Source organism: Micromonospora sp. WMMD754 (assembly GCF_049315235.1).
GTDB lineage: Bacteria > Actinomycetota > Actinomycetes > Mycobacteriales > Micromonosporaceae > Micromonospora > Micromonospora sediminicola.
In genome coordinates, this window is the sequence record NZ_CP186058.1 from 1,129,457 (window position 1) to 1,154,767 (window position 25,311).

The 25,311-nt window shown below is 74.4% G+C and carries 18 protein-coding genes and 3 pseudogenes; 7 read left to right on the forward strand and 14 right to left on the reverse strand.

The genetic code is table 11. The features are described from left to right. Positions 1-2: 2 nt before the first annotated feature. Positions 3-1,253 carry an ATP-binding protein gene (locus ACN27B_RS05285; protein WP_091576960.1) on the reverse strand — a complete coding sequence of 417 codons (1,251 nt, stop codon included), beginning with the start codon at positions 1,251-1,253 and terminating at the stop codon, positions 3-5. 176 nt (positions 1,254-1,429) lie between these two features. Here ACN27B_RS05285 and ACN27B_RS05290 point away from each other — a divergent pair, with 176 nt between their 5' ends. From ACN27B_RS05290 to ACN27B_RS05300, 3 genes and pseudogenes are all read left to right on the forward strand, one after another. Continuing rightward, positions 1,430-3,265: a PspC domain-containing protein gene (locus ACN27B_RS05290; RefSeq protein ID WP_422743736.1), complete on the forward strand. Its 1,836-nt coding sequence runs from the start codon at positions 1,430-1,432 to the stop codon at positions 3,263-3,265. After that, positions 3,262-3,480 (forward strand): annotated as a pseudogene (locus ACN27B_RS05295) (hypothetical protein); the annotation flags it as partial. The gene ACN27B_RS05290 and the pseudogene ACN27B_RS05295, both read left to right, overlap by 4 nt. Positions 3,481-3,985: 505 nt before the next feature. Next, positions 3,986-5,233, forward strand: a complete 1,248-nt coding sequence (locus ACN27B_RS05300) for a phosphatidylserine decarboxylase (RefSeq protein WP_091570386.1) — start codon at positions 3,986-3,988, stop codon at positions 5,231-5,233. A 64-nt stretch (positions 5,234-5,297) separates the two neighbouring features. Here ACN27B_RS05300 and ACN27B_RS05305 read toward each other — a convergent pair whose 3' ends face one another. The 3 genes from ACN27B_RS05305 to ACN27B_RS05315 all read right to left on the reverse strand — a co-directional run bounded on the left by ACN27B_RS05305 (position 5,298) and on the right by ACN27B_RS05315 (position 8,538). Continuing rightward, positions 5,298-6,203, reverse strand: coding sequence for a CDP-alcohol phosphatidyltransferase family protein (locus ACN27B_RS05305; protein WP_091570384.1), 906 nt, complete (start codon positions 6,201-6,203; stop codon positions 5,298-5,300). A 346-nt stretch (positions 6,204-6,549) separates the two neighbouring features. Next, complete coding sequence (locus ACN27B_RS05310; protein WP_099163694.1) at positions 6,550-7,461, reverse strand: NUDIX hydrolase; 912 nt, start codon at positions 7,459-7,461, stop codon at positions 6,550-6,552. A 129-nt stretch (positions 7,462-7,590) separates the two neighbouring features. Beyond that, positions 7,591-8,538, reverse strand: coding sequence for an NUDIX hydrolase (locus ACN27B_RS05315; RefSeq protein WP_099163693.1), 948 nt, complete (start codon positions 8,536-8,538; stop codon positions 7,591-7,593). A gap of 144 nt (positions 8,539-8,682) precedes the next feature. Here ACN27B_RS05315 and ACN27B_RS05320 point away from each other — a divergent pair, with 144 nt between their 5' ends. Next, on the forward strand, positions 8,683-9,000 hold the full coding sequence (locus ACN27B_RS05320; RefSeq protein ID WP_091570370.1) for a PspC domain-containing protein: 318 nt from the start codon (positions 8,683-8,685) through the stop codon (positions 8,998-9,000). 7 nt (positions 9,001-9,007) lie between these two features. Here the strand turns inward: ACN27B_RS05320 and guaA are convergent, their stop codons facing one another. After that, positions 9,008-10,564: a glutamine-hydrolyzing GMP synthase gene (gene guaA / locus ACN27B_RS05325; RefSeq protein WP_091570365.1), complete on the reverse strand. Its 1,557-nt coding sequence runs from the start codon at positions 10,562-10,564 to the stop codon at positions 9,008-9,010. Positions 10,565-10,683: 119 nt separating this feature from the next. Further along, a complete protein-coding gene (locus ACN27B_RS05330; RefSeq protein ID WP_422743740.1) occupies positions 10,684-12,366 on the reverse strand; it encodes an FAD-dependent oxidoreductase in 1,683 nt (560 codons plus the stop codon). Positions 12,367-12,510: 144 nt separating this feature from the next. Between ACN27B_RS05330 and ACN27B_RS05335 the strand changes: the two genes are divergently transcribed. Further along, a complete protein-coding gene (locus ACN27B_RS05335; protein ID WP_422743742.1) occupies positions 12,511-13,611 on the forward strand; it encodes an LCP family protein in 1,101 nt (366 codons plus the stop codon). A gap of 3 nt (positions 13,612-13,614) precedes the next feature. Here the strand turns inward: ACN27B_RS05335 and ACN27B_RS05340 are convergent, their stop codons facing one another. The 4 genes from ACN27B_RS05340 to guaB all read right to left on the reverse strand — a co-directional run bounded on the left by ACN27B_RS05340 (position 13,615) and on the right by guaB (position 19,337). After that, positions 13,615-15,072 carry a M1 family metallopeptidase gene (locus ACN27B_RS05340; protein ID WP_422743744.1) on the reverse strand — a complete coding sequence of 486 codons (1,458 nt, stop codon included), beginning with the start codon at positions 15,070-15,072 and terminating at the stop codon, positions 13,615-13,617. Between the two features lie 90 nt (positions 15,073-15,162). Next, positions 15,163-16,551, reverse strand: a complete 1,389-nt coding sequence (locus ACN27B_RS05345; protein WP_422743746.1) for a M1 family metallopeptidase — start codon at positions 16,549-16,551, stop codon at positions 15,163-15,165. A gap of 70 nt (positions 16,552-16,621) precedes the next feature. Then, on the reverse strand, positions 16,622-17,740 hold the full coding sequence (locus tag ACN27B_RS05350; RefSeq protein WP_091570345.1) for a GuaB3 family IMP dehydrogenase-related protein: 1,119 nt from the start codon (positions 17,738-17,740) through the stop codon (positions 16,622-16,624). A gap of 34 nt (positions 17,741-17,774) precedes the next feature. Continuing rightward, entirely contained in the window at positions 17,775-19,337 is a 1,563-nt protein-coding gene (gene guaB, locus ACN27B_RS05355) for an IMP dehydrogenase (protein WP_091570342.1), read from the reverse strand. Between the two features lie 197 nt (positions 19,338-19,534). On the opposite strand from guaB, the gene ACN27B_RS05360 reads away from it, so the two are divergent. Continuing rightward, positions 19,535-19,939, forward strand: coding sequence for a DUF5319 domain-containing protein (locus tag ACN27B_RS05360; RefSeq protein ID WP_174528270.1), 405 nt, complete (start codon positions 19,535-19,537; stop codon positions 19,937-19,939). 15 nt (positions 19,940-19,954) lie between these two features. On the opposite strand, the gene ACN27B_RS05365 is transcribed toward ACN27B_RS05360, so the two are convergent. Next, a complete protein-coding gene (locus tag ACN27B_RS05365) occupies positions 19,955-20,767 on the reverse strand; it encodes a response regulator transcription factor (protein WP_099163685.1) in 813 nt (270 codons plus the stop codon). 252 nt (positions 20,768-21,019) lie between these two features. On the opposite strand from ACN27B_RS05365, the gene ACN27B_RS05370 reads away from it, so the two are divergent. Continuing rightward, on the forward strand, positions 21,020-21,403 hold the full coding sequence (locus tag ACN27B_RS05370; RefSeq protein ID WP_091576957.1) for a WhiB family transcriptional regulator: 384 nt from the start codon (positions 21,020-21,022) through the stop codon (positions 21,401-21,403). A 372-nt stretch (positions 21,404-21,775) separates the two neighbouring features. Here ACN27B_RS05370 and ACN27B_RS05375 read toward each other — a convergent pair. The 3 genes and pseudogenes from ACN27B_RS05375 to groL all read right to left on the reverse strand — a co-directional run. After that, positions 21,776-22,846 (reverse strand): annotated as a pseudogene (locus ACN27B_RS05375) (molybdopterin-dependent oxidoreductase); the annotation flags it as partial. A gap of 225 nt (positions 22,847-23,071) precedes the next feature. Next, a pseudogene (locus ACN27B_RS05380) lies at positions 23,072-23,503 on the reverse strand (molybdopterin-binding oxidoreductase); the annotation flags it as partial. Between the two features lie 123 nt (positions 23,504-23,626). Next, the gene (gene groL, locus ACN27B_RS05385; protein ID WP_098747289.1) at positions 23,627-25,273 is read right to left on the reverse strand and encodes a chaperonin GroEL; all 1,647 of its coding nucleotides are present in this window, start codon (positions 25,271-25,273) and stop codon (positions 23,627-23,629) included. Positions 25,274-25,311: the final 38 nt, after the last annotated feature.

Sequence of the window (25,311 nt, forward strand, 5' to 3'; positions counted from 1 at the left end):
GGTCACCTGTCCCTTTCCGTGGTGGCGCCGGAGCCGCTGATCGGCAGGATCAGCCGGACCTCGGTCCCCTCTCCGGGCTCGGACCGGATCTCCGCCCGGCCGCCGTGCCGCTTCATCCGTCCGATGATCGAGCCTCGGACGCCGTGCCGGTGATTCTCCACCGTATCCGGGTCGAAGCCCTTGCCCCGGTCCCGGACGAAGACGCTGACCTGCTCCGGCTCGACCTCGGCGTAGAGCGACACGGTCTGCACCCCGGCGTGCCGGGCCGCGTTGACCAGCGCCTCCCGGGCGGCGGCGACCAGCGCCCCGACCCGCTCGTCGGTCTCGCGGTCACCGACCACCACCGCCTCCACGGTGATGGCGAACGTGTCCTCCACCTCCGCCGCGGCCTGCTCCAGGGCGGCCGCGAACCGCTCGGTCGGCGAGGCGGTCGGCTTGTAGAGCCAGTTGCGCAACGACCGTTCCTGGCCCCGGGCCAGCCGCTGCACCGTCTTGACGTCGCCGGCGTTGCGCTGGATCAGGGCGAGCGTGTGCAGCACCTGGTCGTGCACCATGGCGGCCAGTTCGGCGCGCTCCTGCTCGCGGATCCGCCCCTCCCGCTCCGACCGGAGCTGGTTCCAGGTGCGCCAGAGCACCGGGCCGGTCACCACGCCCACTCCGGCGAGCCCGACCAGGGCGAAGATGACGCCGTTGAGCACCGCGTCGAAGTTCTGTGCCGGCGAGTAGACCGCGGCCACGCCGATGATGCCGACCGCGACGAGCACGCCGCCGCCGATGAAGCGGAGCACGAACGCCCGCCGGTCGCTCTCCTCCACCACGGCGCCCAGCCAGGGCACGGCCGAGTCGCCCCACTGCCGGCGGCGCTCCGGCCCGGACTGGTGCCAGATGACGCCGGCGCCGACCGCGATGATCGCCACCAGCCAGCCGGCGGTCCCGGCGGCGCCCACCGAGTTGAAGGCGAACACCTGCAACAGCAGCACGCCCAGCCCGATCGCCACGAACGGCAGCAGTTGGGTGAGGTCGCGGCGGGGCGGAGCGGCGGTGTCGCCGGGGCGGGGCGGGACCACCGCCCAGAAGGCGGCGTAGAGCAGCAGCCCGAGACCGCTGAGCCCGAGCAGGACCATGAACGCCATCCGCACCCGCAGCACCGGGATGCCCAGGTGGTCGGCGATGCCGGCGGCCACTCCGGCGGCCAACCGGTGCTCGGTGGCCCGGTAGAGGCGCGGCGGGTGGGGCGTGACGGTGCTGCTGATGGGAGGCTCCCGGGTCGGCGCGAGATGCCGGCGACCGCCGACGACCCGATCGTCACACGGCGGGAACGCCCCGGACCACGGGGACGCCCCGGACATTCACCATCGGCGGATCTCAGGGTGGGGTCAGGGTCGGGTCCTGAGGTCGGCCGGGCGGCCGGGGCAGCAGTATCGGAGTCATGACCGAGGACGCTGCCCGTCCGCCCCGCCCCTGGGCGGCAGCACAGGACGATCCGCCGCCGCCCCCGCCGGGGTCGGCATCCGCCGCCGACGACGCGACCCCGCCGCCGGGCGGCGCGCCGTTCGCCGATCCACCACCCGGTGGGTACGCCCCACCGCCCGGTGCGGCCGGCTTCACCACCCGGTACGGGCTGGTCCGCCCCCGGGAGGGCCGCTACCTGGCCGGCGTCTGCGCGGCCATCGGCCGGGCCACGAACACCGACCCGGTGCTGTGGCGCGTCCTGTTGGCCGTGCTCGGCTTCTTCGGCGGCATCGGCATCCTCGTCTACGTCGCCGCGTGGCTGATCATCCCCGGCGAGGGGGACACCGCCTCGCCGGTGGAGTCGATGCTCGGCCGGGGGCGCTCCAGCATGTCCCCGATCACCGTGATCGTGCTCGGCCTCGTGGTCGCGGTCGGCTTCGCCTACGTCGTCACCGACGGCTTCCGGGCCATCCTGCTCGGTGCGGTGATCCTGGTCGGCGGCGCGCTGCTGCTCAACCGCGAGCCCCGCGACCCGGCGGGCCGGACGGGCACGCCCGCGCCCGGGCCGGCGCCGGGCCCGGTGCCACCGGTGGCCTGGCCGGCGCCCTCCCCCGCCGGCCCGGCCCCCGGGTCCTGGGCCGGGTCCGCCGCCCCGGGCGTGCCGTGGGCCGGCGGACCTTCCCCCTCGGTCGCGTCGCACGGACCGGTCGAGGGCACGCCACCGACCGCCACCGGCCCGTCGGTGACCGGGGCCCACCCCGAACCGGGCTACCCGCCGGCCACCCCGGCCGAGCCGGGCTACCCACCCGCGCCGTCCGCCTGGCCCGAGCCGCCGGGCTACCCGGCCACGCCGGTCGGGTCGGGTCTCCCGCCCACCCCGGTCGAGCCGGGCTACCCGGCCACGCCGTTGTCCGCTCCGGGCTGGCCCGCCGCGGCCGGCGCCCGACCGGTCCGGCCCGAGCCGGTGACCGCCGCGCTTCCCGCGGTCACCCCGCCGGTCTCCGGCGCGGCCCCGACGTGGCCGGTCGCGCCCACCACGGGCGGCCCGCTCGGCGACCCGGCGGCCGTGCCACCGCCGGCTCCGGTGGGAGCGCCCCCGCCACCGGGGGGCTACCGCCCGCCGTTCGCCCCGCACGGCCCGTACGCCGGATCGCGCCCCTCCCCGGCACCGGTCCGACCGCCGCGACCGCCGAAGCGGCCGAAGGAGCGCTCGGCCCTCGGCGCGATCACGTTCTCGCTGATCTTCCTGGCGCTGGGCCTGGTGGCGATGCTCGACCTGCTCGACGTCTTCCCGGTCGGCGCGGCCGGCTACTTCGCCGCGGTGTTGGCCACCATCGGCCTCGGGCTGCTCGTGGGCACCTGGTTCGGCCGGGCCCGGTGGCTGATCGCTCTCGGTCTGGTCACGGCGGCGGCGCTCGGCGTCGCCACCGTCGCCGAGTCCTACGACCGGGTCCGCGGCATCGACGGAAACGTCACCTGGGCCCCCACCGACCGGCGCGACCTGGCCAACCGGTACGAGAACAACCTCGGTGACGCGGTGCTCGACCTGCGCGCCATCGACTTCGACGAGCAGGACGTCCAGGTGACCGTCGACGTGAACCTCGGCAACGCGACAGTGGTCGTGCCGCCGGACGTGGACGTGACCACGGTGGCGGACGTCAATGCCGGTGAGGCAACGGTCTTCGGCCGGCGCACCGGCGGGCTCAACGGCCGCCACTGGGAGAGCACCGACGCCGGCGCGGACGGCCCCGGCGGCGGCAAGCTGCGTCTCTACGTCCACGTGAACGCCGGAAACCTGGAGGTGACCCGGTGAAGGCCCACCGCACCGACGTCGTGTCGTTCGCCTTCGGGCTCGTCTTCCTCGGGCTGGCCCTCTGGTGGCTGCTGGCCCGGATCCTCGGGCTGGCCGTTCCGCCGGTCGGTTGGTTCCTCGCCGGCGGGCTGGTCCTGATCGGACTGCTCGGGCTGGTCGGGGCGTTGCGCTCGGGTCGCGGGCCGGACCGGGCGGACCAGTCCGACCAGGCGGGCCCGGCCGAGGGACCGGAGACGACGGTGTCCGCGCCGTACCGCGACGGCGTCCCGGCAGGCGACCGGGCGGTGCCCGCGGAGGCCGACGAGTGGCCCACCGACGCGACGACCGACGTGCCGACGCCGGCGTCGGAGGACCGGCCCGCCGACCCGGAACCCCCGGCGTGGGGGGACCGGCCCGCCGACCCGGAACCGCTCCGGTCACCGGCCGAGCCGGCGACCGAGGAGCTGGGCACCGGCGGGCCCGCGGGCCGGGCCGAACCGGCCACCCGCGAGCTGCCACCGCTCGACCCGGGTGACGACGACGGATCGCGGGCGGGCCGGGCCGGGTGACGGCCCGACCGCGCCGGTGCGGCGGCGCGACGACGCGGCCTATGCTGGTCGGTGGAGATCCCGCCTCCGCCGGCCGGCCCCGCCACCCCGACCACGCAGGGCGCTCCCCGGCCGGTAGGCCGCCGCCGAGGCGGTCCCCGTCCGTCTCTCACTCGTCAGGAGCTCGTCAGACATGACCCAGTCCCCCGCCGTTCGCGTCACCGCTCCGTCCGGTGCGGTCCGCATCGGCGAGCGCGCCGCCCGTACGCTCGTCAGCGAGTTCGCCCGGCGTAACGACCCCAAGGCCGGCCTGCTGGTCGGCGCGACCCCGGAGTCCGCGGTGCTGGCCGCGGCGATCGAGGCGCTGCTCCCCGGCGACCGGCTCGTCGTGGTGCCGGCGGAGGGCGCCGCGGCGGCCGCGCTGCGGGAGCACGTGACGGCCCAGGGCCGCTGGGTCGCCGACCGGGTACGCGTCGTCGACGCCCTCGCCGAGGCGGACGCCGCGGCGGCGGTCGTCGTCGCCGAGCCGTTCACCGGGACCGCCGAGGAGGCCCGCGCCGCGGTCGACGGGCTGTCGAAGTACCTGGCCGACGGGGCGGTGCTGAGCGTCGCCGCGCCGCTGTTCCGCACCGAGGGCGCGGGCGCCGAGCTGGACCGGCAGGGCGTGCTGCACGGCGTCCGCACCGACGTGGTGCTGCGCAACTCCCCGCCGGTACGCGTGCACCACCTGCGCTTCACCCCGGCGCCGGCCGCGCTGGCAGCCTCGCTGTCGCCGGCGTACCGACCGTCGAGCGTGCCGCTGACCCGGCAGATGCACATCGACTCCAACGGCGTGGCCGCCGCCGGCATCACGCTCGGCCTGGCCGCCCTGGCCCGGGCCGCCCGGCCGAAGTCGCGGCTCTGGCTGCTGCCGGCGCTGGCCGCCGCCCCGGTGGCCGCGTTCTTCCGGGACCCGGAGCGGGACGTCCCGGAGGACCCGTCGGCGGTGGTCGCGTCCGCGGACGGCCAGGTCCTCTCCGTGCAGCGGTTGCAGGACGAGCGTTTCGGCGACGGCGAGTGGCTGCGGATCGCGGTGTTCCTGTCGGTGCTGGACGTGCACGTCAACCGCGCGCCGGTGGCCGGCAAGGTGATCGACTACTTCGTCGCCGACGGCGGGTTCGTCAACGCCATGAAGCCGGACGCCGAGCACAACGTGGCGGCGTACACGGTGCTGGACACCGACCACGGCACGGTGGTGGTGGCCCAGCGCACCGGGCTGATCGCCCGCCGGATCGTGCAGCGGGCGCCGGTCGGCTCGCTGCTGGCCCGGGGCGAGCGCTTCGGCCTGATCCGCTTCGGCTCGCGGACCGACGTCTACCTGCCGGCCGACGCCGCGGACCCGCTGGTCGGGCCGGGCGACAAGGTGGTCGGTGGCAGCACGGTCATCGCCCGCTGGCGCTGACCGCGAGAACGCGGGAAGGGGCGCCGCGCGATGCGCGGCGCCCCTTCTGTCGTACGGGTCCGGGTCAGGCGGCCCGGCGCTGGTGCAGCCAGAGCAGCGGGCCGCTGACCAGGTAGCCCACCACCACGAGGGCGAAGGTGAGCCGGATGTCGACGAGCGCGCCGACCACCGGGGCCAGCCAGAGCCACGGCGGCAGCTTCAGCAGCCGGGCGAGCTTGGCGTAGGGGAAGCTCGACACCATGGCGAAGGCGAGCAGCGCCACGCCGGCGACCATGACCAGACCGGAGACCGGCACGCCGATCGCCACGGTCAGGGCGAGCACCGCCGCCGCCATGGTGGTCGGCACGCCGCAGAAGAAGCGGCCGTCCTTGGGCGAGACGTTGAAGCGGGCGAGCCGGATCGCCGCGCACGCCGCGACCAGGGCACAGGCGACCGCGGCGGCGGCCGGGGGCACCGAGCCGGCCAGCGAGGCGTAGACCACCACCGGCGCGGCGAGGCCGAACGAGCACATGTCGGCCAGCGAGTCCATCTGCGCGCCGAACGGGCTGGCCACGCCGAGCTTGCGGGCCAGGGCGCCGTCGAGGCCGTCGAACGCGACGCACGCGATCAGGCAGACGGCGGCGATCCGCACCTCGCCCTGCATGGCCAGGAAGATGGCCAGCATGCCGAGCATGAGGCTGCTCAGGGTGCAGGCGTTGACCAGCGCGAACTTGGCGCGGCGGGCGGCGGTGCGCTCGCCGGGCAGGAGCGGGATGGACATCGCCGGGGACTCGTCGACCGGCACGGCCGGGACGAGCACCGGGCTGATCGGGCGTACCGCCTCGATCTCGGCGTCGAGCCGGCCGTAGCGGAGCCGCTGGCGGTCGGCGTAGCGGTGGTCGGGGGTGACCAGGTCGGTCCCGGGGGCGCCGTCACGGCGGCCCACCCGGACCAGCAGCACCTGGCGGGCGAACGTGCTGCTGCGGCGCAACCGGCCCGCCCAGCGACGCCCTGCGGGGCGCGGACTGTCAGTCGTACGACGCCGGCGCCATGGGGCTCTCGGCACGTTTCCTCCATCACCGGATCGGCTGACCGCCCACGTCGGGGCGGGTGTCCGGCTGTCTCGTGCCGGACCTTTCGGGCCCGGCAGCCCATTTGCGGAGTACACCATTGCACAGGGGATAGGGGCTTGGCGATAGCTGCCGGCGGTACTTATAACTCCCTTAACCGCGCGAACCGCTCACTTATTCCCATCTCGGGCCTCAACGCCCGTTTTCGTCGACCAATCCCAACTCCCGACTGTACCGGAGGTGGCCCAGGCCGGCTCGGCGAGCGGTTCAGCTCACTCGCCGTCCGGTGGCCCGGGCCGCCACGTCGGTCATCCGCAGGGCGGCGACCTCGGCCGGCGCGAACCAGGCGGCCCGGGCGGTGGAACCACCCGCCTGCTCGGTCACCACCGCCTCGGTCGGCGCGTCCACGCGTACCCGGTAGATCACCCGGATGCCGTGCCAGTCCAGTGGGCGGCGTTCCGGGCCGAGGGCGCCCGGATTGTGCAGGTTGTCCACTGCCAGCAGGTCGACCACCCGCCCCAGCTGCCCGGCCTCCTCGACCAGTTCCCGCAGCAGCCCGGCGGCCGGCTGCTCACCGTGGTCGGTGCCACCACCGGGCAGGTGCCACCGCCCGGCGCCCGGGTAGCCGTCCGCGATCATGGTGAGCAGCACCCGGTCGGTCGGATCGGTGACCAGCCCGTACGCGGCGAAACGCTGCCGGCGGTCGGTGGTCGGACCGGCCGGCTCGGCGGGCCGGGCCCGGGGCAGGTCGGCCGGCAGCGGCGTCACCGGCAGGCCGAGCAGCTCGGCGGTGAACGGCATCAACGGCCGGGTCGCGGCCTCCCCGGGGGTGTGCCAGCCCACCTCGTCGGTGCCGCCGCCCGGTTCGGGACGCAGCCGACCGCCCCGGGCCTCGACGTCGAAGATCAGCCGGTCGGTGTGCAGCGCGACGCCCTCGTCCCGGAAGACGGACACGTCGGCGACGGCGGCCCGGATCCCGGCGACCACCACGCTCAGCCCGGTCTCCTCGGCGAACTCGCGTACCACGGCGTCGGCCGGGTGCTCCGCGTGCTCGACCCCGCCGCCGGGCAGCTGCCACACCCCCGGACAGGGGCATCCGGCCGCCCCGCGCGCCAACAGCACCCGTCCGTCGGAGCCCCGCAGCACCCCGTACGCCCCGACCCGCCGCTCTTCCCGCACCCCGCACCCACCCCGTCCGGCCGTACCACTCCGTCGATCATGAGGTTAGCGGTACCGAGACGGACATTTCGCGCCGTCAACTTCATGATCGCCGGGGTGGGGCCCGTGGGTACGGGCCGGGGTGGGGGGTCAGAGAAGGTGGGCGGCCTGGACCGCTTCGGCCGTGACCTCGGTGAGGCGGTCGGTGGGGAGGGCGCCGAGCTCCTCCCGGCGGAACCAGCGGGCCTCGCAGGTCGAGCCGCCGACGTCCGTGACGGTGGGCGGCGCGGGCTGGTCGACCACCACCCGGTAGAAGGCGCGCACGCCGTGCCAGTCGATCGGGTAGCCCTCCGGACCGAGCGAGGCGGCGTCGCGGTGGCTGGCCACCCCGAGCAGCTCGACCAGGCGGCCGGTCTGCCCGGTCTCCTCGACCAGCTCCCGGATCAGCGCGGCGCCCGGCTGCTCGCCGTAGTCGGTGCCGCCACCGGGCAGGTGCCAGCAGCCGGCGCCCGGGTAGCCGTCGGACACCCGGGTCAGCAGCACCCGCTCCTCCGGGTCGGTGACCACGGCGTACGCGGCGAAGCGCTGCGCCCGGTGCAGCCCGTCGGGGCCGGGGACGGCGTAGAACGAGGGAAACTCGGGGACCTCCTCCGGCACGATGTCGTCGGTGGAGGTGGGCAGGCCCAGGGCGCGTGCGGTGAACGACCGCAGCGGCAGCTCCCGGGCCTCGTCGAGGGTGAACCAGCGGGCCAGGTCGGTGGGGCGGTCGACCCGCTCGGTCAGCGTCCCGCCCCGGACCGACACGGTGTAGAGCAGCCGGTCGGTGTGGATCGTGATGCGCCGCTCGGGCAGCGCCCGCATGTCGGCGAGCACGTCCTGGAGCGTGGCGACGGCGACCGAGAGCCCGGTCTCGGCCGCGGTCTCCCGTACGACCGTGTGCTTCGGGTCCTCACCGTGGTCGACCGCTCCTCCGGGGAGCGACCAGGTGCCGGGGGTGCCGGAGCGCTCCGATGCGCGGACCAGCAACACTCGGCCGTTTGAATCAGCACAAACTGCGTATGCCGCGATCCTGCGCAGCGGCTCCAGCGAGGTGGTCACGGGAGCAAATTCTCCCCGGCCCGGGTTACCTCCATCGAAAAGAGTCAGATTCCTGACTCTCCGCTGGCGCCTCAGGGACGGATCAGGGTAGGCGTCCGGGCGGTCACCGAGGTCGCCCGCCGACCGGCGCGGGACCGTGGAGACATGACCTCCACGAACCCCTCCCAGGCCCCGTACAAGCAGCTCCGCCGGCCGGTCAGCGACCGCATGATCGCCGGTGTGGCCAGCGGCCTCGGCCGCTACTTCGCGCTCGACCCCACCCTGGTCCGGGTGGTCTTCGCGACCGCCACCGTGCTCACCGGCGGGCTGGCCGCGCTCGCGTACCCGGTGATGTGGTTCCTGATGCCCGAGGAGCCGGCCGGCGCGCCCGCCTGGCCGCACCCGCCGGGCACCGCGCCCGGCTGGCCGCCGGTCCCGCCGGCCGGGCCGGGGCCGCAGGCCGGGCCGCCGCCCGCCGCCTGACCCGGCGTCACTCCCACTCGATGGTGCCCGGCGGCTTGCTGGTCACGTCCAGGACCACGCGGTTGACCTCGGCGACCTCGTTGGTGATCCGGGTGGAGATCCGGGCCACCACGTCGTAGGGCAGCCGGGACCAGTCGGCGGTCATCGCGTCCTCGCTGGAGACCGGGCGCAGCACCACCGGATGGCCGTAGGTGCGCCCGTCGCCCTGCACGCCCACGCTGCGGACGTCGGCCAGCAACACCACCGGGAACTGCCAGACGCCCCGGTCCAGGCCGGCCGCGGTCAGCTCCTGCCGGGCGATCAGGTCGGCCCGGCGGAGCACGGCGAGGCGCTCCTCGTCGACCGCGCCGATGATCCGGATGGCCAGGCCCGGGCCGGGGAACGGGTGCCGCCACACCATCGCCTCGGGCAGCCCCAGCTCCAGCCCGATCGTGCGGACCTCGTCCTTGAACAGCGTGCGCAACGGCTCGACCAGGGAGAACTTCAGGTCCTCGGGCAGGCCGCCGACGTTGTGGTGGCTCTTGATGTTGGCGGTGCCGGTACCACCGCCGGACTCCACCACGTCCGGGTAGAGGGTGCCCTGCACCAGGAACTCGACGTCGCCGTGCGCGGCGATCTCCCGGGCGGCGGCCTCGAAGACCCGGATGAACTCCCGGCCGATGATCTTGCGCTTCTGTTCCGGATCGGTCACCCCGGCGAGCGCGCCGAGGAACCGCTCCCGCGCGTCGACCACCTTGAGCTTGATGCCGGTCGCCGCGACGTAGTCCTTCTCCACCTGCTCGGCCTCACCGGCCCGCAGCAGCCCGTGGTCGACGAACACGCAGGTGAGCTGGTCGCCCACGGCCCGGTGGACCAGCGCCGCGGCGACCGCCGAGTCGACGCCGCCGGAGAGGCCGCAGATGACCTCCTTGTCGCCGATCTGCTCGCGGATCCGGGCGACCTGCTCGTCGATGATGTTCTCGGGCGTCCAGGTCGGCGCGACGCCGGCGATGTCGTAGAGGAAGCGGGTCAGCATCTCCTGCCCGTGCGCGGTGTGCCCCACCTCGGGGTGGAACTGCACGCCGGCCCGGCGGCCGGCCAGGTCCTCGAACGCGGCGACCGGTGCGCCCGCCGACTCGGCGGTGACGGTGAAGCCCTCCGGGGCCTCGGTCACGCAGTCGCCGTGGCTCATCCACACCGGCAGGTCGGCCGGCAGGTCCCGCAGCAGCACGCCGGGCTCGGTCAGGCGCGGGCGCAGCGGGGTGCCGCCGTACTCGCGGTTGCCGGTCCGCGCGACCGTGCCGCCGAGCGCCTGGGCCATCGCCTGGAAGCCGTAGCAGATGCCGAAGACCGGCACGTCGGTGTCGAACATGCCGGCGTCGATCTGCGGGGCGTCCGGGGCGTAGACGCTGGACGGGCCGCCGGACAGGATGATCGCGGCCGGGTTCTTCGCCAGCATCTCGGACACCGGCATGGAATGCGGGACGATCTCCGAGTAGACCCTCGCCTCGCGGACGCGGCGCGCGATGAGCTGGGCGTACTGGGCTCCGAAGTCCACCACGAGGACGGGGCGAGGCGTGCTCATGTGCGCAAAGCCTACCGACAGTCACCGGCCCGGCGGACGCGCCCCGGCGGCGCGTCGCTCCCAGGGTGTTAAGAAGGGGCCCCGCCTCTACCGGAGGCGTTAAGAGGGGGCCCTTCCTTTCACCGCAGCGCGGCGGGGGCGTGGGCCGGGACCGCCGGGTTGCGCGGTGGCACCGGGTCGAGCCGGGCGTACGCCGAGCCGAGCGCCGGCCGCGGGTCCGCCTCGCCCTTGTTGGGCCAGAACGACATCGCCCGCTCGGCCTGGGCGGTGATCGTCAGCGACGGGTTGACGCCCAGGTTCGCCGAGACCGCGGCGCCGTCCACCACGTGCAGCCCCGGGTGGCCGTACACCCGGTGCCACGGGTCCACCACGCCGTCGTCCGGGGTGGCGCCGATCACCGCGCCGCCGAGGATGTGCGCGGTCATCGGGACGTTGAACGGCTCGGTGACCGCGCCGCCCGGGGTGCCGTCGATCTCCTCGGCGAGCATCCGGACCGCCTCGTTCCCGGCCGGGATCCAGGTCGGGTTGGGCGCGCCGTGGCCGGGCCCGGAGACCAGCCGGCCCCGCCGGTAGCGGGTGGTCAGCGAGTTGTCGACCGACTGCATGACCAGCGCGATGACGGTGCGCTCGGACCAGCCGCGGACAGACAGCATCCGCGCCGCCAGCCCCGGCTGCCGGACGATGCTGCCCAGCCAGCGCCGGACCCGGCGCGGGCCGCCGTCGACCAGCAGCGACTGGAGCAGGCCCATGGCGTTGGAGCCCTTGCCGTAGCGGACCGGCTCGATGTGGGTCTGCGGGTCGGGGTGGAACGAGCTGGTGATCGCCACCCCCTCGGAGAAGTCCAGGCCGCGCCGCCGGGCCGGGCCGGAGGCCACCGAGGCGCCGAGGATGGCCTCGGAGTTGGTCCGGGTCAGCTCGCCGAGCCGGGGTGAGAGCGCCGGCAGCGCGCCGGTGGCCCGCATCTCGTGCAGCAGCCGCTGGGTGCCCAGCGCGCCGGCCGCGAAGACCACCTGGTCGGCGTGGATCACCGCGCGTCGCTTGCGCAGCCAGGCTCCGGTGCGCTCGGTGTGCACCGTGTAACCGCCCGCCGGGTCCGGCCGGACGGCGGTCACCGTGGTCAGCGGGTGCACCTGCGCGCCGAGCCGCTCGGCCAGCCAGAGGTAGTTCTTGACCAGCGTGTTCTTGGCGCCGTGCCGGCAACCGGTCATGCACGAGCCGCAGTGGCTGCACCCGGTGCGGTCGGGGCCGACGCCGCCGAAGTACGGGTCGGGCACGCGCTGGCCGGGGCGGCCGATGTGCACGCCGACCGGGGTGGGGTGGAACGTGTGCGCCACCCCCATCCGCTCGGCCACCGCCCGCATCGCCCGGTCCGCGCCGGTGACGATCGGGTACGTGGTGACGCCGAGCATCCGCTTCGCCTGGTCGTAGTGGCGGGCCAGTTCGTCGCGCCAGTCGGTGATGTCGCGCCACTGCGGGTCGGCGTAGAACGCGTCGAGCGGTTCGTAGAGCGTGTTCGCGTAGACGAGCGAGCCGCCGCCCACCCCGGCGCCGGAGAGCACCAGCACGCCGCCACCGCTCCTGCGGTCGGCGGAGCGGAGCAGGGTGATCCGCTGGAGCCCGAAACAACCCAGCTTCGGCGCCCAGAGGAACCGCCGCGCCTGCCAGGAGGTGCGGGGGAACTCCTCGTCGGCGAAGCGTCGGCCGGCCTCCAGCACGCCGACCGAGTAACCCTTCTCGGCCAGCCGGAGCGCGGTGACGCTGCCGCCGAAGCCCGATCCGATGACGACCACGTCGTAGCGCATGAACGCATCATTACCGACGGGTAGCTATGGCGCCAGCAAGAGTTTTTCGCAGATCATGCAGAGCGCTTCGACCGCTGGGATTCCCGCCGCTGCAACCGCTGGCACCCCCCGAGGCGTCGAACACGACGGGGAGAGGACGAGACCGTGACGAGACGACGCCTGCTGGGCCTGGCCGCCCTGGTGGCGGTGCTGCTGGTCGCCGCCGGGGCGGTGGTGACCACCCGCCTGGTGGCGCACCGCTCCCCCGACCGGGCCGCCGCGCCGGTCACCTCGGCGCCGGCGTCACCCACCCCGGCCCCGACCACCGCCAGTCCGACACCACCGCCCGGCGCCGACCTGACCGGGCCGCTCAACCTGATGCTCGTCGGGGTCGACACCCGGGTCAGCATCCCCGGCTGGGAGCCGCACGCCGACGCCGTGCTGGTGCTGCACGTGCCCGCCGGGCTGGGCCGGGCGTACCTGTTCTCGCTCCCCCGCGACCTGGTGGTCGACATCCCCGCCTTTCCCAAGGCCCGCTACCCGGGCGGCCGGACCAAGCTCACCCACGCGATGAGCTACGGCAGCCGGGTGCCGGGCGACAAGCGGCACCCCAGCACCGCGCAGGGGTACGAGCTGCTGCGCACCACCGTCTCCCGCTACACCGGGCTGCGCATCGACGCCGGCGCGGTGATCACCTTCGGCGGCTTCGACAAGCTGGTGGACACGCTCGGCGGGGTCGACCTCTACGTCGACCAGCGGGTCGCCTCCCGGCACCGCCGGCCGGACGGCACGATGCGGCCGCTGGGCGGCGGCGGCTACACCGGCCCGCAGATGGTCTACGAGAAGGGCACCCGGCACCTGACCGGCTGGCAGGCGCTCGACTACGCGCGGCAGCGCTACACCGCCGGGGGCGACTACACCCGCCAGCGGCACCAGCAGCAACTGCTCCGGTCGCTCGCCCGCAAGCTCGTCGAGCAGGGCACCGCCCGCGACCCGCAGCGCGTCGAGCAGATCGTCGCCGCGCTCGGGAAGACCCTGGTGTACGTCGGGGGCGGGCGGAAGCTGGTCGACTTCGCGTACGCCCTCGGTGGCCTGCCGGCGGAGCGCCTCACCCTGGTCGCGCTCCCCGGCGCCGGCGTGGGCAGCGGCGGCGCCTACCGGGGCGAGCAGCTCCGACCGCTGGGCCGGGAGTTCCTCACCGCGCTGCGCGGCGGGCGGGCCGAGGCGTTCCTGACCGCCCACCCGACGCTGCGCGTCAAGACCTAGCCGCTACAACGGCTTCGGGGCGGCCGGCCGCTCCGTCCCGTACAGCCAGGCGTCGAACACCTTGCCGAGCTTCTTGCCCGACACCCGCTCGGCCAGCGCCACGAAGTCGGCGGTGGTGCCGTTGCCGTTCCTCCGCTCGGCCGCCCAGGTGCGCAGGATGGTGAAGAACGCGGTGTCGCCCACCGCCACCCGCAACGCGTGCACGGTCATCCCACCCCGGTCGTAGACCGAGCGGCCGAACAGGTTCTCCACCCCCGGCTTGCCCGGCGGCGTCCGCCAGACCTGGCCGGGGGCGTTGGCGTACTGCTGCTCGAACGTGCGCTGGACGGTCGAGGAGCCGCTGTGCTCGGCCCACAGCCACTCGGCGTACGTGGCCAGCCCCTCGTTGAGCCAGATGTCCTGCCAGCGCTGGAGCGACACGCTGTCGCCGTACCACTGGTGGGCCAGCTCGTGCGCGACCACGTCGGTGTTGTCGCCCTGCCGGAAGAAGCCGGCGGAGTAGACCGGGCGGCTCTGCGTCTCCAGCGCGTAGCGGATCCGGTCGTCGGCCACCACCACACCGCCGTACGCGTCGAACGGGTACGGCCCGAAGAGGCTCTCCAGGTAGTCGGCGACCTCGACGGTACGGGCGATCGACCGGTCCGGCGCGCCCTCGGCCACCCGGGTGGTGACCGCGCTGTAGACCGGCCGTCCCTTGTGCTGCCCGGTGGTGACGCGGAACTTCCCGATCACCACAGTGGTCAGGTAGCTCGCCATCGGCGAGCCCTCCGACCAGCGCCAGGTGGTCCAGCCGCCGGTGGTCGTCCGCCCCTTCGGCACGCCGTTGCCGACCGCCGTCAGCCCCTTGGGAACGGTGATCTCCAGGTCGTAGGTGGCCTTGTCCGACGGGTGGTCGTTCACCGGGTACCAGGTGCTCGCCGACTCCGGCTGGCCGAGCGCGATCGCCCCGTCCGCGGTGTGCAGCCAGCCGCCCTCGCCGAGCACCTCGTTGCGCAGCGCCTCCGGCCGACCGTCGTACCGGATCTCGGCCACGAAACCGTTGCCGGAGGTCAGGCCGGTGGCGGGCGTGACGACCAGCTCGTCGTCGTCGCGGGCGTGCCGGGCGGCGGCGCCGTCGACGGTGACCGAACGGACGGTCAGCCCGGCCAGGTCCAGGTTGAACGTGGACAGGTCGGTGGTGGCGGTGGCCCGCACCGTGGTGGTGCCGGTGAGCTTGTCGGTGTCCGGGTCGTAGCGCACCTTCACGGTGTAGTGCGCGACGTCGTAGCCCCCGTTGCCGTACCCCGGGAAGTAGGGGTCGCCGGCGCCGGGCGCCCCGGGCGCGAAGCGGCGCGTGGCCGACGGCTCGGGCGCGGTCGGCGCCGCGGCGCTCCGGTCCGCCTCGGGCGATCCGCAGCCGGCCAGCAGCAGTGTCCCGCAGGCCAGCAGGCCGAGCCCTCGTCGTCCGCCGCGCCGCGCCATGATCTCGATCCCTCCCGGGGTCCGAACGGCGGCCCCGCCCGCGGGCCCGCTCCGCCCGCGGCAGCCTACCGAGCGGCGATCACGTCCGCGTCACGGCAGGCCCGGCGGGGTCGCCCCGACCAACCACGCGTCGAGCAGCGCGCGCAAGGGCCGCCCGGCGGTCCGCTCGGCGTACCCGACGAAGTCGGCGGTGGTGGCGTTGCCGTCCCGGTGCTGCGCCAGCCAGCCGCGCAGGATCCGGTAGAACGTGTCGTCGCCGACCGCGCGGCGCAGCGCGTGCACCGCCAGCGCGCCCCGCTGGTAGACCGCGTCGCCGAACATCCCGGCCCGGCCCGGGTCGACGGTGGGCCGGCTCCAGCCGGTGGTGGCGTACCGGTCGGCGACGGTCCGCGCCACGGTCCGCCCGCCGTCGTGCTCGGCCCAGAGCCACTCGGCGTACGTGGCGAAGCCCTCGTTCAGCCAGATGTCGCTCCACCGGGCCACCGAGACGCTGTCGCCGAACCACTGGTGGGCCAGCTCGTGCGCGACCACCTCGGTGTTCGGCCCGCCCCCGAAGAATCCCGGCCCGTAGACCGGGCGGCTCTGCGTCTCCAGCGCGTACCGGATCCGGTCGTCGGCCACCACCACACCGCCGTACGCGTCGAACGGGTACGGCCCGAAGCGGGCGGCCAGGAAGTCGGCGACCTCGCCGGTGCGGGCGACCGACGCGGCGGCCGGGCCGTCCGCGGGCAACGCCGAGGCCACGGCCGTGACCAGTGGCCGACCGGCATGGGTGCCGCTGGTGACCCGGTAGTCGCCGATCACCAGCGTGGTCAGGTAACTGGCCATCGGCGAACCCTCGGACCAGCGCCAGGTGGTCCGGCCGCCGCTGCTCGTCCGTCCCTTCGGGACGCCGTTGCTCAGCGCGGCGAGCCCGTCCGGCACGGTGATCGCGATGTCGTAGGTGGCCTTGTCCGACGGGTGGTCGTTGACCGGGTACCAGGTGCTCGCGGACTCGGGCTGGCCGAGCGCGATCGCGCCGTCCGGGGTGTGGTGGAAGCCGCCGTCGCCCAGCACCTCGTTGGGCAGCGGCTTCGGCACCCCGCCGTAGGTCACCTCGACGGTGAACCGCCGGCCCGACGGCAACCCGTGTGCCGGGGTGACGACCAGTTCGGCGTCGTCGTGGCGGTGCTTCGCCGGCTCGCCGTCCACCCGGACCCGGTCGACGTCGAGGCCGGCCAGGTCGAGCTGGAACCGGGACAACGCCTCGGTGGCGGTCGCGGTCACCGTGGCCGTGCCGGTGAGCCGGTCGTCGCCCGGGTCGTAGCGGACGTCCAGCGCGTAGTGCCCGACGTCGTAGCCACCGTTGCCGGCCCCCGGCACGTACGGGTCACCGGCGTCCGCCGCGCCGGGCCGGAACCCGCCCCGGTCGTCCCCGGTACACCCGGTCGCCAACAGCGCCACCGCCAGCGCGGTCGCGCACCACCGCACCCGTCTCACCCGGCGAGCCTAGACGCGGGACGGCGCGGACGGGGTCGAACCCGCGTCCGCGCCGTCACGTCGGGTCCGCTCAGCGGTCGAGGACCAGGCCGACCTTCTGGAACTCCTTGAGGTCGCGGTAGCCGCACTTGGCCATCGCGCGGCGCAGCCCGCCGAAGAGGTTGAGCTGGCCGTCCGGCTCGTCGGCCGGGCCGAACAGCAGCCGCTCCATCGAGCCGAGCGGCTCGCCGGCCACCTCGAACGCGCCCCGGGGCAGGGACGGGTGGCTGGCCGCGGAGTGCCACCAGGCGCCGCCGGCCGGGGCCTCCTCGCAGAGCGAGAGCGGCTCGCCGAGCATCACCGCGTCGGCGCCGCAGCCGAGGGCCTTGGCGATGTCGCCGGAGGTCTGCATGTCGCCGTCGGCGATCAGGTGCACGTACCGGCCGCCGGTCTCGTCCAGGTAGTCGCGGCGGGCCGCGGCGGCGTCGGCGATGGCGGTGGCCATCGGCACCCGGATGCCGAGCACCGACTCGGTGGTGGACCAGTCGTCGCCGCCGATGCCCACGATCACGCCGGCCGCGCCGGTGCGCATGAGGTGCAGCGCGGTCTTGTAGTCGGTGCAGCCGCCGACGATGACCGGCAGGTCGAGGTCGGCGATGAACTCCTTGAGGTTGAGCGGCTCGTCGGTGGTGGAGACGTGCTCGGCGGAGACCAGCGTGCCCTGGATGACCAGGATGTCGACGCCGGCGTCGAGGATCACCGGGGCCAGCGCCAGGGTGTGCTGCGGCGACACCCGGACCGCCACGGTGCCGCCGCCGGCCCGCAGCTCGCGGACCCGCTCGGCGATCAGGTCGGGGCGGATCGGCTCGGCGTAGACCTCCTGGAGGCGCTTGGTCGCCCGCGCGTCCTCGCCGAGGCCGGCCAGCTCCTCCAGGATCTTCGCCGGGTTCTCGTAGCGGGTCCAGAGGCCCTCGACGTTGAGCACGCCGAGGCCGCCGAGCTGGCCGAGGCGCACCGCGGAGGCGGGGCTCATGGTCGCGTCCGAGGGGTGCCCGACACAGGGGATGCCGAACGGGTAGGCGTCGAGCTGCCAGGCCGTGGAGACGTCGTCGACGTCCCGGGTGCGGCGGCTCGGCACGATGGCGATGTCGTCCAGGTGGTAACCGCGCTGCGCGGTCTTGCCCAGCCCGATCTCGACCACGTCACGCATGGGGACTCCAGATGTGTTCGGGGGTGGAGGGGGGTCAGCGGGTGTGGTAGTTGGGCGCCTCGACGGTCATCTGGATGTCGTGCGGGTGGCTCTCCTTGAGCCCGGCCGCGGTGATCCGGATGAGCTGCCCACGCTGGTGCAGCTCGGCGATGCTCTCCGCGCCCGCGTATCCCATGGCGAGTCGCAGACCGCCGGTGAGCTGGTGGGCGACCTGGGCGAGCGGGCCGCGGTAGGGCACCTGGCCCTCGACGCCCTCGGGCACCAGCTTCTCGTCGCTGGTCACGTCCTGCTGGAAGTAGCGGTCCTTGGAGTACGACTTGACCTGGCCGCGGGACTGCATCGCGCCGAGCGAGCCCATGCCCCGGTAGGCCTTGTACTGCTTGCCGTTGACGAAGATCAGCTCACCGGGGCTCTCCTCGCAGCCGGCCAGCAGGCTGCCGAGCATCACCGTGTCGGCGCCGGCCACCAGCGCCTTGGCGATGTCGCCGGAGTATTGGATGCCGCCGTCGCCGATCACCGGGACGCCGGCCGGCCGGGCCGCCCGCGCCGCCTCCATGATCGCGGTGATCTGCGGGACACCCACCCCGGCCACGATCCGGGTGGTGCAGATGGCCCCCGGGCCGACGCCCACCTTGACGCCGTCGGCGCCGGCGTCGACGAGCGCCTTCGCGCCGGCGTAGGTGGCGATGTTGCCACCCACGATGTCGATGGTCACGTCCCGCTTGAGCCGGCCGACCATCTCCAGCACCGCCCGCTGGTGACCGTGCGCGGTGTCCACGATCAGCACGTCGACGCCCGCGTCGACGAGCGTCCGGGCCCGCTTGTACGAGTCCTCGCCCACGCCGATCGCGGCGGCGACCCGGAGCCGGCCCGCCTCGTCCTTGGTGGCCTCCGGGTACTGCTCGCTCTTGGTGAAGTCCTTGACCGTGATGAGGCCGCGCAGCGCGCCGGACTCGTCGACGATCGGGAGCTTCTCCACCTTGTGGCGGCGCAGCAGGTCGAGCGCGTCGTCCTTGCTCACCCCGACCGGGGCGGTGATCAGCGGCGTCCGGGTCATGATGTCGCGGACCGGCGTGGCCGGGTCGGAGACGAAGCGCATGTCGCGGTTCGTCACGATGCCGACCAGCTGGCCCTGCCCGTCGACCACGGGCACGCCGGAGATGCGGTAGCGCCCGCAGAGCGCGTCCACGTCACGGAGCGTGTCGTCCGGGCTGGCGGTCACCGGGTTGGTGATCATGCCGGACTCGGAGCGCTTGACCAGGTCGACCTGGAGCGCCTGGTCCTCGACGGAGAGGTTGCGGTGCAGCACGCCGATGCCGCCCTGGCGGGCCATGGCGATGGCCATCCGGGCCTCGGTGACGGTGTCCATCGCGCTGGACAGCAGCGGCACGGTCAGCTCGATGTTGCGGGTGAGGCGGGTGCGGGTGTTGACCCGGCTCGGCACGACGTCCGACTCGCCCGGCTGCAGCAGCACGTCGTCGAAGGTCAGCCCGAGCGGCACCACCCGGGCCGAACCGGCCGGCAACTCGGGCAGATGGCCACCCAGCTCCCCGCCGTCGCGGCCGGCCGGGATCTCGGTGCTGGGCGAATTCTCCACGATTGCTCCCCTGAGCTGGTCGAACGGGCTGCAGCGAGGCGGCGCGCGCGGGCACCGGCGTGCGCCGGCGTGACGGCGCGTCGCCTCATCGTACCCACTGGCCTGCCCCGCCCCGGGCAGCGGCGGGCCCGGCGTAGGCCGGGCCACAGCACGGCCGTGGGCGGGCTTTCCGGCGGCGCGGGGTCTACGGTGAGGGGGTGCACGACGAGCCCATCGACCCGTTCAACGGCGACCCGGCCGATCCGGCTGCCGGCCTGCACGATCCCGGCGACGACGACGCGCTCGACCCGCTGACCGAGGTCGAGCGGCAGGACGTCCTGGAGGATCTCGCCGACCTGGAGATCTACCAGGCGCTGCTCCAGCCGATCGGGGTGCGCGGGCTGGTGATCGAGTGCGAGGACTGCCGCGAGCCGCACTACTTCGACTGGGACCTGCTCCGGGGCAACCTGCGCCACCTGCTCAACTCGGGGCGGCCCCGGGTGCACGAGCCGGCCTACGACCCCGACCCCGACCACTACGTGAGCTGGGACTACGCCCGCGGCTACGCCGACGGCGTGCACGACACGCTCACCGAGGGCACTGACGACACCGCGGAGGAGTGACAGCCGCCGACCGGGTCAGGCGACCAGGCCGGCCCGGAACCCGGCCGCCACGGCGTGCGCCCGGTCCCGGGCACCCAGCTTGCGGAACAGTCGCCGGGCGTGCGTCTTGACGGTGTCCTCGGAGACGAACAACTCCCGCCCGATTTCCGCGTTGCTCTTGCCCTCCGCCATGCCGAGCAGCACCTGAAGCTCACGCTCGGTCAGCCCGACCGCGCTGCGCGGCGTCCGCGCCGGTCGCTGGGCGCCACCGGCCGGTGGCGCCTCGGCCCCGTCCGCAGCCGGGTCGTTCGGGTCCTCGCCGCGCTGCACCGGCACCACCGTGGGCAGGCCGGCGGCGTCCGTCGCGGTCGCCGGCCAGCCGGGCCCGCCCGGGGTACGCCCCGACGCCGCCGCCCGGGTCGACCCGCCGACTGCCGCCGCGTCCCGAGCCGGGTCGGCCACCCGGTGCCGGTTGGTCCGCCCGGGGGCGGAGAGCAGCAGCAGCGCCTTCGCCACCGCGCTGGTCAGATCGTGGTCGGCGTTCTGGATCAGACCGCGCGCACCGGCACTGATCGTGGCCGCCGCCGACTCCGACTCCTCCGGGCCCAGCAGCAGCACCGCGGCCTGCGGGGCGCGGGCGAGCACCCGACGCACGAAACCGGGGCTGTCCGGCCGGGTGAGGGCGGTGTCGGCCAGCACCACGTCGACCGGACGCTCGGCGAGCCGCAACATCACCTCGGGATCGGAGACGGCCGTCCGGACGACGCCGGACAGCCCGAGCCGCGCCGCCGCGGAGGTCAGATGCTGGGCCGCCAATGGTGTCCGAACGCACACGAGAACGCTACGCACTGTGGTCTCCTCTCCGACTCAGAGCAGACCACGTGGGGGTCGGCCGGGGAGGGGGTTCCGGGCAATCATCCGAACTTTTCCGACATCTGGGGCATATGCCGCTGACTGTCCGAGGTTTTCGATCACAGATGTGTGAGGCGGGGACAGCTCGGGTACCGAGTCGTTCATCCGGAACCGGCATCCCGCGCGGACCGCCGCCCGGTAGCTGGCCACGAACATTCTCCGCGGTGCCGCGCGGGAGGAGGGGTGCTGATGTCGAACGTACGTAGGCTGCCTGGACCCATCGTCGACCTCTGGGACTGGCAGCGGCTCGGCGCCTGCCGTGGCCGCGACAGCGCCCAGTTCTTCCACCCGGACGGCGAGCGCGGCTCCTCCCGACTGCGCCGGGAGACCGGCGCCAAGTCCGTGTGCCGCGCCTGCCCGGTGCGCGCCGAGTGCGCCGCCCACGCCCTCGCGGTCCGCGAGCCCTACGGCGTCTGGGGCGGCTTCAGCGAGTCCGAGCGGCTGCGCCTGCTCGCCCTCGGCTGGGAGGACCTGGCCGACCGCCGGCAGAGCCGGGTGGACATCGCCCGGCTGGAGGCGCGCCTCGGCCGGCCGCACAAGACCGCCGTGCCGGACCAGCGCAAGGTTGCCTGACCCACCGCGCTCCTTCCGATGCCGCGCCCCGTCCCGGGGCGCGGCATCGCCGCTTCGGCCACCCTTCCGGCTGCCTAGGAACTTGATGACCTGAACGACTCAGGCGAGTGACGGCAGCGCCCGCAGCAGCGGCCGCCCCGACGCGTGGGGGTCGACCCCGAAACCGAATCGTTCACGTCATCAAGTTCCTAGGCAGGTCCGAGGCCCTTCCCGACCCCCGCGGATCGCCTCTGCCTCACCTGGCCGACCGCCGCACGGCCCGCCAACGCGGTCACCCCGTCCCGCCCGGTCACGCCCCGGACCGCCGCGCCCCGCATCGCCACACCGCGTCGCGGTCCGTAGCGTCTGACGGCGCCGACGGGCCTGGACCGGTCAGGCGACGGTGACCGTGACGGTGTGCCAGCCGGTGGCGCCGTCGGGGGCCACCGGGCTGCGCCGCTCCGGCTGCGTCTCGCCGGCCGCGTCGGTGGCGCGTACCTGGAGGGTGTGCTCCCCGGGCGCGGCGTCCCATCGCCACGACCACTGCACCCAGGTGTCCGTCGACACCGCCGGGGCCAGCGTCGCCTCCCGCCATGGGCCGTCGTCCACGCGTACCTCGACGCGGCGGACGCCGCGGTGCTGCGCCCACGCCACCCCGGCGACCGTCACCGGGCCGGCGGCCGGGCGGCTGCGGGCACGCGGGGTGTCGATCCGGGACTGGGTCTTGACCGGGCCCTGGGCGGACCAGCCGCGCGGCACCCAGTACGCGTCGAAGTCGGCGAAGCTGGTCAGCTCCAGCTCGGTGACCCACTTGCACGCCGAGACGTACCCGTAGAGGCCGGGCACCACCATCCGCACCGGGAAGCCGTGCTGGACCGGCAGCGGCTCGCCGTTCATCCCCACCGCCAGCAGCGCGTCCCGCCCGTCGCGCAGCACCGAGGTGGGGGTGCCGCAGGTCCAGCCGTCCACCGCGCGCCCGACCACCTGGTCCGCACCCTCCTCCGGGTCGGCCTCGTCGAGCAGCTCCTTGATCGGCACGCCGAGCCAGCGGGCGTTGCCGATCAGGTCACCGCCGACCTCGTTGGAGACGCAGGCCAGGGTCACGTACCGCTCGACCATCGGGCGGGCGAGCAGGTCGTCGAAGCTCAGCTCGATCGGGTTGCGGACCCGGCCGTGGATGCGCAGCCGCCAGGTCACCGGGTCCACCTGCGGCACCACCAGCGCGGTGTCGATCCGGTAGAACTCGCGGTTCGGCGTGACGTAGGGGGCGAGCCGGGGCAGCGACAGGTCCGCGCCGGCCGGTACCGGCGGCGCGGGCGTCGCGGGCGCGGGCAGCGTCACCGCCTCCCGGGCCGCCGAGACGCCACGCCGGCCGGCCAGCCAGTGCCCGCCGAGCCCGGCCACCGCCGCCGCCCCGGTCAGCAGGCCGACGCCCCGCAGGAACCGACGTCGCGACTCCGGAACGTCGTGCCGGGCCGGCTCCCAGCCGCCCGGGGTCTCCTCCTCGCGCGCGAACGCGGCAGCCGCCGGGGGTGGCGGGGGTGGCGGGGGCGTGGAAGGGGGCGTCCCGGCCGGCTCACCGGCGGCCAGGTCGACCTCGTGGCGGTCCGGCACCTGTCCGGCGCGCGCCCGGTCGACCCCGGCGCGGTCCGGCCCCTGCCCGGGGCGCGCCCGGTCGACCTCGGCGCGGTCCGGGCTCAACGGGCCGGCGACGAACGCCCAGAGCGTCAGCCCGCCGAGGCCGGCGCCGACCAGGGAGGGCAGCGCGTCGAACGCGTCCGCGCCGGGTCGGGTCAGCGCGGCGGCGACGCCGAGCACGGCGAACACGGCGATGCCGGCCAGGCCGACCGCCAGTCGCCGGGCCGCCGCCAGGCCGAGCAGCGCCGCGAAGCCGGCCAGCAGCAGCGCCGTCCCGACCAGCAGGGCGATCTTGTCGTACGTGCCGAAGACGGCGATGGCGAACTGCTTGAGCGGCTCGGGCACCAGGTCGACGACGACACCGCCGACGGCGATCAGCGGGGCGGACCGGGGGCCGGTCAGGACGGCCACCGGCTCGGCGGTGCCGAGCGCCACCACGGCGGCGACGACACCGGCAAGCGCCGCGTGGCGGCGGGAGATCATGCGCACGCCGTCCAGTCTGGTCGACCGGGCGGGCCGGCTGCCAATCTCGTCAGCGTTCCGTAAGCACGTCGGGGCACACCGCCGGCTCGGCGGTGCGCCCCGAAGTCGGGCGTACTCCTCGGGTCAGAAGCCCGGGCCGTGCTGGTGGCCGTGGCCGTGCGAGTGGCCGTGCCCACCGGCGGCGGCCGGCTCCGGCTCGGCCGGCTTCTCCACGACCAGGCTCTCGGTGGTGAGCAGCAGGCCGGCGATCGACGCGGCGTTGGAGACCGCGTTGCGGGTCACCTTCACCGGGTCGAGGATGCCGGACTTGGCCAGGTCGACGTACTCGCCGGTGGCGGCGTCGAGGCCGGTGCCCCACTCCTGGGCGACGACCTTCTGCACCACCACGTAGCCGTCGTGCCCGGCGTTCTGCGCGATCCAGCGCAGCGGCTCGACCAGCGCCTTGCGCACGATCGAGACGCCGACCTTCTCCTCGCCGGTGAAGCCCAGGTCGTCGTCGAGCACCGGCAGGATCTGGGCCAGCGCGGCGCCGCCGCCCGGGACCGTACCCTCCTCGACCGCGGCCTTGGTCGCGGCGATGGCGTCCTCGATGCGGTGCTTGCGCTCCTTCATCTCGACCTCGGTGGCCGCGCCGACCTTGATCACCGCGATGCCGCCGGAGAGCTTCGCCAGCCGCTCGGCCAGCTTCTCCCGGTCCCACTCGGAGTCCGAGGCCTCGATCTCCTTGCGGATCTGGGCGACCCGGTCGGCGACCTCGGAGGACTGACCGCCACCGTCGACGACGGTGGTGTTCTCCTTGTCGACCACGACGCGACGGGCGGTGCCGAGCACCTCCAGGCCGACCTGGTCGAGCTTGTAGCCCAGCTCCGGGGCGACCAGCTCGGCGCCGGTCAGGATGGCCATGTCCTGGAGCATCGCCTTGCGGCGGTCGCCGAAGCCGGGGGCCTTGACCGCGCAGACCTTGATGGTCTTGCGGATGGCGTTGACCACCAGCGTGGACAGGGCCTGGCCCTCGACGTCCTCGGCGACGATGAGCAGCGGCTTGTTGTTCTGGAGGACCTTCTCCAGCAGCGGCAGCAGCTCCTCGATGGCCGAGATCTTCTGCGTGGTGATCAGGATGTACGGGTCCTCCAGGACCGACTCCTGCCCCTCCACGTCGGTGACGAAGTTCGGCGAGATGAAGCCCTTGTCGAACTGGAGACCCTCGGTCACCTCCAGCTCGGTGGTGAGCGCCGAGCCCTCCTCGACGGTGATGACACCGTCGCGGCCGACCCGCTCCATCGCCTCGGCGATCAGCTCGCCGATGGTGGAGTCCTGCGCGGAGACGGTCGCGACGTGCGCGATCGACTCCTTGCTGGCGACCTCGACGGCCTTGCCGAGCAGCGCCTCGGAGACCTTGGCGGCCGCCGCGTCGATGCCCCGCTTCAGGCCGGTCGGGTTGGTGCCGGCGGCCACGTTGCGCAGGCCCTCGCGGACCATGGCCTGGGCCAGCACGGTGGCGGTGGTGGTCCCGTCGCCGGCGACGTCGTTGGTCTTGGTCGCCACCTCCTTGACCAGCTGCGCGCCGAGGTTCTCGTACGGGTTGGTGAGCTCGATCTCCTTGGCGATGGTCACGCCGTCGTTGGTGATCGTGGGCGCACCGAACTTCTTGTCCAGGACGACGTTGCGACCGCGCGGGCCGAGGGTGACCTTGACCGCGTCCGCGAGGGCGTTGACACCGTGCTCGAGCAGGTGCCGGGCGTCGTCCGAGAAGCTGAGGATCTTCGCCATCAGTATCCCTTCGAAGCGACGTTGCCCCGGCCCGGCGA